Here is a 5,771-nt window from a genome sequence, read left to right as displayed (position 1 = left end):
GATCCACCGCGAGCTCGAGGAATCGGCCGCCGTCTCCGGCGCGTCGCAGCTGCAGCTGCTGCGCCGGATCGTGGTGCCGCTCTTGGCCCCGGCCATCGTCTCGGCCTGGCTGTTCATCTTCCTCAGCGTCGCCAAGGAGCTGGCGATCACGGTCCTCCTGTCCGGGCCGCAATCGCAGACCATCGCCGTCGCCATGTTCGACAAGGCGTCGAACGGCCAGGCGGGCGAACTCGCCGCCTTCGGCCTGGTCTGGGCCGCCCTGATGGTGCTGGTCGCCGGCGTCGCCTACGCCTTCATGCGCCGCCATTCCGCGGGCGCGTTCGGCCGCTGACGCCGGTCCCGTCCCTCACCCACCCAAGGAAGGCCGGAATGACTTCGGACAAAGTGATCATCACCTGCGCCGCCACCGGGTCGTCGCTGTCGCCGTCGATGTCGCCCCACCTGCCGGTGACACCGGAGGAGATCGCCCGCCAGTCGATCGACGCCGTCGCCGCCGGGGCCGCCATCGTCCATCTGCATGCCCGCGACCCGAGGGACGGGCGGCCCACCAACGAGACGGCGGTCTGAGCCGCCTTCATCGACCGCATCCGGGCCGAGACCGACGCGATCATCAACATGTCCGCCTCCCTCGGATCGACGGCGGAGGACAGGCTGAGCGCTGTGCTGGAGCTGAAGCCGGACCTCGCCACCGTCATCGTCGGGTCGATGAATTACGGCCTGTTCCGCAAGGTCGAGAACCAGGGCGTCCACGATTTCCGGCACGATTGGGAGAAGGAGCTCTACGGCCCGTCCAGCCACGAGATCGTGACCCAGAACTCCTTCGCCAAGATCGGCCGCATGATCGACCTCCTGGTCGAGCGGGACATCGGCATCGAGTTCGAATGCTACGATGTCGGCCATCTCTACATCATCGAGCACCATCTCAGCCGCAAGCCGGTCCGGCGGCCGATCATCGTGCAGTTCCTGACCGGCATCCTGGGCGGCATCCCGTCGGAGACGGACCATCTCCTGCACATGAAGCGGTCGGCCGAACGGCTGTTCGGGGACGACGTCCGGCTGTTCATCCACGGCACGGGGCGGGAGAACATCCGCACCGCGGCGCGCGGCGCCCTGCTGGGCACCCATGTCCGCGTCGGCCAGGAAGACACCCTGTTCGACCGCCGCGGCCGGCGCTTCGCCTCGAACGCCGACCAGGTCGGGCGGCTGCGGACGGTGCTGGAAGGGCTCGACTTCGAGATCGCCGCCCCGGCCGAGGCCCGCGCCATCCTGGGGCTGGCGGCATGAGCGCGCCGGCCGCCTCTGCCCTGACCCTGCACTGGTCGCCCCGGTCGCCCTTCGTGCGCAAGGTGATGATCGCGGCGCATGAGCTGGGCATCGCCGACCGGCTGACGCGGGTGCGCAACGTCGTCGCCCTGCACAGGCCCAACGACGTGGTGATGGCGTTCAATCCCCTGAGCAAGCTGCCGACGCTGGTGGTGGACCGGGACGGCGGCCAGGAGGTCCTCTACGACTCCCACGTCATCTGCAGCTATCTCGACGCCCGCTTCGGCCCCGGCCGCCTGGTGCCCGAGGCGCTGGACGACCGGATGACGGCGCTGCGGCAGGAAGCGCTCGGGGACGGGGTCATGGAGCTGCTGCTGCTCCGCCTGTTCGAGGGGCTGCGGCCGGAGGCGGCGCGGTCGGCCGAGCTGCTGTCGTCCCTGCACCGGAAGCTGCGGCGGTCGCTCGAGGTGATGGAGCAGGACCTGCCGTCGCTGGCCCGTCGGAGCTTCGATCTCGGCCATCTGACGATCGGCGTCGCCCTCTCCTATCTCGATTTCCGCTTTCCCGGGGAGAGCTGGCACGAGGCCCATCCCGCTCTGAAGCGCTGGCATGACGGCTTCAGCGGCCGGCCTTCGGTGCAGGCAACGGTTCCGTTCGACGACGTCTGACACGGCGTCCGCCGGACGGGACGCCCGCCTCCACCTCGGCCCAGGCCGGCGCGTGATCGCTGGCCTTGTCCCAGCCGCGGACGTGACGGTCCACGCCGGCCGCGCCCAGCCGCTCGGCCAGCGCGGGGCTCAGCAGCAGGTGGTCGATCCTGAGGCCGGCGTCGCGGGCATAGGCGTTCCGGAAGTATTTCCAGAAGGTGTAGACGCGTTCGCCCGGATGCCGCGCCCGCAGCGCATCGGTCCATCCCTGCGCCAGAAGCCGGTGGAACGCCGCCCGCACCTCCGGCCGGAACAGCGCGTCGTCGACCCAGCGCTCCGGCTTGTAGACGTCGAGGTCGGTGGGCATGACGTTGAAGTCGCCGGCCAGGATCACCGGGGCGCCGGTGGCGAGCAGCTCGGCGGCTCGTGCACTGAGCCGCTCGAACCAGCGCAGCTTGAAATCGAATTTCGGGCCGGGCGCCGGGTTGCCGTTCGGCAGGTACAGGCAGCCGACCAGCATCCCCGCCACCGCCGCCTCGATATAGCGGCTGTGGCGGTCGTCAGGATCGCCCGGCAGCCCGCGCAGCGTCTCGATCGGGTGAGCGCCGCGCGCCAGGATGGCAACGCCGTTCCAGCTGCTCTGCCCGTGCCAGATTGCGCCGTAGCCGGCGGCGCGGATCGCCGCGGCCGGGAACCGCTCCTGCGGCGCCTTCAGCTCCTGCAGGCAGACGATGTCGGGCGCCGTCTCGGCCAGCCAGCGCAGCAGGACGGGCAGGCGGCCGTTGATGCCGTTGACGTTGAAGGTCGCGACTCTCATGCGCTGCGGAACGGCGGCGGCGCGGATGCCGTTCCGATCCGGGGATGGACGGCCGCGCCCATCGAGACCAGGAGCGCATGATGTTTGAGGGCTTCCAGCTCGAGATGATCGACCTGCCGGAGGCGACGCTCCGGGTCCGCCATGGCGGCAGCGGGCCGCCGATCCTGCTGCTGCACGGCCATCCGCGCACGCATGCCACCTGGCACCGCGTCGCGCCGCTCCTGGCGCGATCGCACACGGTGGTCTGCCCGGATCTGCGCGGCTTCGGACGGTCCTCGAAGCCGGCGGACAGCCCCGATCACGAAGGCTCCTCGAAGCGCGCCAAGGCGCGGGACTGCGTGGCCCTGATGGAACGGCTGGGCTTTCCGACCTTCGCCGTCGCCGGGCACGACCGGGGCGCCTATGTGGCCTATCGCACCGCCCTGGACCATCCGCAACGGGTCAGCCGGCTGGCGGTCCTGGACGGCATCCCGATCCTCGAGAGGCTGGAGCGGTGCGATGCGCGCTTCGCCCAGGCCTGGTGGCACTGGTTCTTCTACGCCCAGCCCGACAAGCCGGAACGGGCGATCATGGCCGATCCGGACGCCTGGTACGGCGGGTCGGCGGAGCGGATGGGGGACGAGGCCCATGCCGATTTCCTCGAGGCGATCCATGACCCGGCGACCGTGCACGGCATGCTGGAGGACTATCGCGCCGGCCTCGGGATCGACCGCGACCATGACGCGGAGGACCGGCAGCAGGGCCGGCGGATCACCTGCCCGCTGCTCTGCCTGTGGTCGCTGCAGGACGACACTCACGAGCTGGCGGGCGACATGGTCGGGATCTGGCGGTCCTGGGCCGCGGATGTGCGCGGACGCGGCATCGACTGCACCCACCACATGGCCGAGGAGGCGCCGGAGGAGCTGGCCCGGGAGCTGCTGGCGTTCCTGAAAGGCTGACGAGTTTCCGCGGCGATATCCCCGCCGCGAGACGATGGAAGGAGGATCCGATGAGCGACTATCCCGTGCTGCGGCCGGAGCCGCGGATGGATGCCGACGGCACGCGGCTGCGCCAGGGCGGCTGCAGCTGCGGCGCGGTACGCTTCACGCTGCGCGGCGAGCCGCTGGCGGTCGGGGTCTGCCATTGCACCGAATGCCGCAAGGCCACCGGCGCGGTGGCCATGGGCTATGCCGACTGGCCGCGCGGAGCCTTCAGCGTCACCGGCGAGGTCCGCACCTATCGCGGCCGCAGCTTCTGCCCGGTCTGCGGCTCGCGCCTGTTCCATCCCTCCGAGGGCGAGGACAGGGTGGAGATCCTGCTCGGCGCGCTGGACGACGCCCCGGGCGACCTGCGGCCGACCCGCGAGGGCTGGATCATCCGGCGGGAGCCCTGGCTGGCGCCGGTCGCCGGCGCCGGCCAGTTCGACCGGGATCCGGGCTAGCCGCCTTCCCGCCTCGACGGTCACGCACATGGAACCGGCGGGTGCGGAGGGCCGTTGGCCACGCACCAGCCGCTTGTAATCCTAGCAGAGGTGTCCGATGGCCCGCCGCCTGATGCTGTCCCTGTCTCTGCTCACGGCCGGCATCGTCGCCGGCGTCGGCGCCCTGGCCGGGTCGCTGCCGCCCGATGCCACTTACCGGCCCCTGCCGACCCAGCCCTTCGACCAGGTCAAGGCCGATGACGAGGCCGCCAAGCCGGAGGTCATGCAGCGCCAGCAACGGCTGCTGGACGAGCGCTACGACCTGGCCGACCGGCCGATCCCCGGCGTGATGATGTCCGGCGGGCGCAAGCCGGTGCAGGGCGGCGTCCGTGTCAGGCTGCCCGAAGGCGCCAGCTGGGACGAGCTGGCGGCGATGAGCCCGGACGAGATCCGGCAGCGCGGCCTGTTCCCGGCCGGCTTCCTGCCCCTGCCCCACGTCAAACAGGCGACCGGCGGCCAGGTGTTCCCGAACCACCAGATCGACGAGATCGCCCGGCAGGAGCAGCGCAACCTGCGCCGGTTCGATGTCGATTTCGACCTGCCCGACGCCTTCACCCCGGAATTCCCGCCGCCGATCTTCCTGACCACGCATCCGGAGCTGGGCGACGTCTCGCGCGGCCAGCTGCTGACCATCAAGAACTACTATTCGCTGATGGTCGGGCTGATCACCCCGGTGCAGATGGAGGGGCTGCGCCTGCTGCTGACGCCGTTCCCGCAGGAGGAGTTCAACCAGACCGAGGACCGCAAGAGCGCCGACCAGAGCCTGGGCGTCACCTGCCTGGACTGCCACGCCAACTTCCACAGCAACGCGGCCTTCCACCTGACCCCCGACATCCGGCCGCAGGCGGACCGCTTCCGGCTGGACACGGTTAGCCTGCGCGGCCTGTTCAACCAGCAGATCCACGGCTCGAAACGGTCGCTGCGCTCGGTCGAGGACTTCACCGAGTTCGAGCAGCGCACCGCCTATTTCAACGGCGACCAGGTCAGCGCCCAGCGCAAGGGCGTGAACCTGCCGGAGCGGCATGACCAGACGTCGGTGATGGCGCAGATGCAGAACATCATCGACTTCCCGCCGGCGCCGAAGCTGACCCCGCTGGGCCGGCTGGACCCGGCCAAGGCCACCGAGCAGGAGCTGGCGGGCGAGCGGATTTTCATGGGCAAGGGCCAGTGCGCCACCTGCCACATGCCGCAGACGTCGTTCATGGACAACCAGATGCACGACCTGAAGGCCGAGCGGTTCTATGACATCGGCCGGACGGTGAACGGGCTGGTGATGCTGCCGGACGGGCCGATCAAGACCTTCACCCTGCGCGGTATCAAGGATTCCCCGCCCTATCTGCATGACGGCCGCCTGCCGACCCTGGCCGACACGGTCGAGTACTTCAACCTCGTGCTCGGGCTGAAGCTGACCGGGGACGAGAAGGACGAGCTGACCGCCTATCTGCTGACGCTGTGACGGCATGGAAGGAGGAACCGGCATGACGGATCGGATCGCGGCCGCGGCGCTGGCGGCCTTCCTGCTGGCGGCGCCCCCGGGTTGGGCCCAGACGACGGACAGCCCGACCACCCCGGCGCCGGGCAATCC

Annotated in this window: 6 protein-coding genes and 1 pseudogene; 6 read left to right on the top strand and 1 reads right to left on the bottom strand. The window is 70.3% G+C overall.

The annotated features are described in order from the left end of the window. The 3 genes and pseudogenes from ABDW35_RS30795 to ABDW35_RS30785 all read left to right on the top strand — a co-directional run. The coding region (locus tag ABDW35_RS30795) for an ABC transporter permease subunit (protein ID WP_343717660.1) at positions 1 to 331 on the top strand (331 nt) is incomplete at its 5' end. Between the two features lie 38 nt (positions 332 to 369). Beyond that, a pseudogene (locus ABDW35_RS30790) lies at positions 370 to 1,284 on the top strand (3-keto-5-aminohexanoate cleavage protein). Further along, positions 1,281 to 1,931 carry a glutathione S-transferase family protein gene (locus ABDW35_RS30785; RefSeq protein ID WP_343717659.1) on the top strand — a complete coding sequence of 217 codons (651 nt, stop codon included), beginning with the start codon at positions 1,281 to 1,283 and terminating at the stop codon, positions 1,929 to 1,931. Before ABDW35_RS30790 ends, ABDW35_RS30785 begins: the two are co-directional and overlap by 4 nt. Here ABDW35_RS30785 and xth read toward each other — a convergent pair. Beyond that, a complete protein-coding gene (gene xth / locus ABDW35_RS30780) occupies positions 1,882 to 2,727 on the bottom strand; it encodes an exodeoxyribonuclease III (protein WP_343717658.1) in 846 nt (281 codons plus the stop codon). The genes ABDW35_RS30785 and xth overlap by 50 nt on opposite strands. Positions 2,728 to 2,804: 77 nt before the next feature. Between xth and ABDW35_RS30775 the strand changes: the two genes are divergently transcribed. From ABDW35_RS30775 to ABDW35_RS30765, 3 genes are all read left to right on the top strand, one after another. Then, entirely contained in the window at positions 2,805 to 3,665 is an 861-nt protein-coding gene (locus ABDW35_RS30775; protein WP_343717657.1) for an alpha/beta hydrolase, read from the top strand. Positions 3,666 to 3,715: 50 nt separating this feature from the next. Continuing rightward, positions 3,716 to 4,147: a GFA family protein gene (locus ABDW35_RS30770; RefSeq protein WP_343717656.1), complete on the top strand. Its 432-nt coding sequence runs from the start codon at positions 3,716 to 3,718 to the stop codon at positions 4,145 to 4,147. Positions 4,148 to 4,244: 97 nt separating this feature from the next. After that, entirely contained in the window at positions 4,245 to 5,642 is a 1,398-nt protein-coding gene (locus ABDW35_RS30765) for a hypothetical protein (RefSeq protein WP_343717655.1), read from the top strand. Positions 5,643 to 5,771 lie beyond the last annotated feature (129 nt).

This window comes from Inquilinus sp., assembly GCF_039594555.1.
Classification (GTDB): Bacteria; Pseudomonadota; Alphaproteobacteria; order DSM-16000; family Inquilinaceae; genus Inquilinus.
This window is presented reverse-complemented; position numbering and strand designations above follow the sequence as displayed.